This is a genomic window from Corallococcus sp. 4LFB, from assembly GCF_046520365.1.
Taxonomy (GTDB): Bacteria; Myxococcota; Myxococcia; order Myxococcales; family Myxococcaceae; genus Corallococcus; species Corallococcus caeni.
On the sequence record NZ_JBKGHJ010001021.1, the window covers coordinates 1 to 1,248 of the forward strand.

Genomic DNA, 1,248 nt, shown 5'->3' on the forward strand with positions numbered 1-1,248 from the left:
GCTGGGCACGCTGCGCGAGGAGGTGCTCGCCTCCGACCTGGAACCGCTGAGCATGGGCTTCGTGCGCGAGGCCGGGGTCCGCCGCCGCGCCGGGGACCTGACGGGCGCGCTCGCGCTCCTGGACGTGGCCGTGGCCCTGTCCCCGGGCCTGCCCGCCGCGCGCTTCGCCCGGGCGGAGACGTACGTGGTGGAGGATCCGCTGAACGTGCCGCGCGCGCTGGGCGAGTGGAAGACCGCGCTCGTGACGCTGGCGAAGGACGCGCGCTACCGCAGGCCCGCGCTCACGGACCTGGGCGCGCTGGTGCTCGCGGCGTGGGCGGCCACGGCGGTGGCGGTGATCGCGGTGCTCTTCCTGCGGCGGCTCCGGTACGCGCTGCATGACTTCCACCACCTGTTCCCCCGGGCGGTGACGCGCTGGCAGTCCGGCCTGCTGGGCCTGCTGCTCCTGGCGCTGCCCGCCGTGCTGGGCGCGGCCTGGTGCCGGTGCTGCTCGTGCTCTTCGCCTCGGTGGCGCTGTACGTGGGCCGCGCCGAGCGCTGGGTGGCCGCGGTGCTGCTCGTGGGCCTGGGGCTGATGCCGCTCGCCGCGGGGACGCTGGCGCGCTTCACCGTCTTCGCCGGAACGCCCGCGGAGGACGTCTACCTCCTGGAGCGCGGCGGCCTGTCCGCGGAGGGCGCGGCGGCCCGGGTCCGCGCCCGCGCGGAGGCGCGCACCGCCCGCTTCCAGGAACTCGGGGCGCTCGCCTACTACGAATCACGCCGGGGCCTCCTGGAGGAGGCGAGGGCGGACTTCAAGGCCGCCTCCGCCCTGAAGGAGGGCGACGCGCGGATGCTCACGCGCTTCGGCAACACGCTCCTGGGCCTGGGCGACGTGGACGGCGCGGTGCTCCTCTACACGCAGGCCTCCAAGGCGGATCCCTCCATGGCGGCGCCGCACTACAACCTGGGGCAGGTGTACCGGCGCCGGGCCCGGCTCCTGCCGGATGATCAGCTGGGCAAGGAGCTGGACCGCTCCACCTCCGCCATCGCCACCGCGCAGTCGCTGGACGGCTCGCTCCTGCGCCGGGAGCCTCCGCCGGAGGACCGCCCGCTGCTCAACCGCCTGCTCCTGTCTCCGGCGGTGCCCGAGCGTGACTGGCTGGACCTGGCGGATGGCACCCAGGAGGGCGCCCGCGTGGAGTCCCAGGTGGGCCGCTGGCTGGCGCCCGTCCTGCCGGCGGGCCCGGCGGGCTGGGGCCTGACTGCGGCG

General features: G+C 76.2%; 1 protein-coding gene and 1 pseudogene. Both read left to right on the forward strand.

The features are described from left to right. Positions 1-574: pseudogene (locus ACLEQD_RS43705) on the forward strand (hypothetical protein); the annotation flags it as partial. Then, a partial coding sequence (locus ACLEQD_RS43710) for a tetratricopeptide repeat protein (RefSeq protein ID WP_410391837.1) occupies positions 478-1,248 on the forward strand: 771 nt, incomplete at its 3' end. The pseudogene ACLEQD_RS43705 and the gene ACLEQD_RS43710, both read left to right, overlap by 97 nt.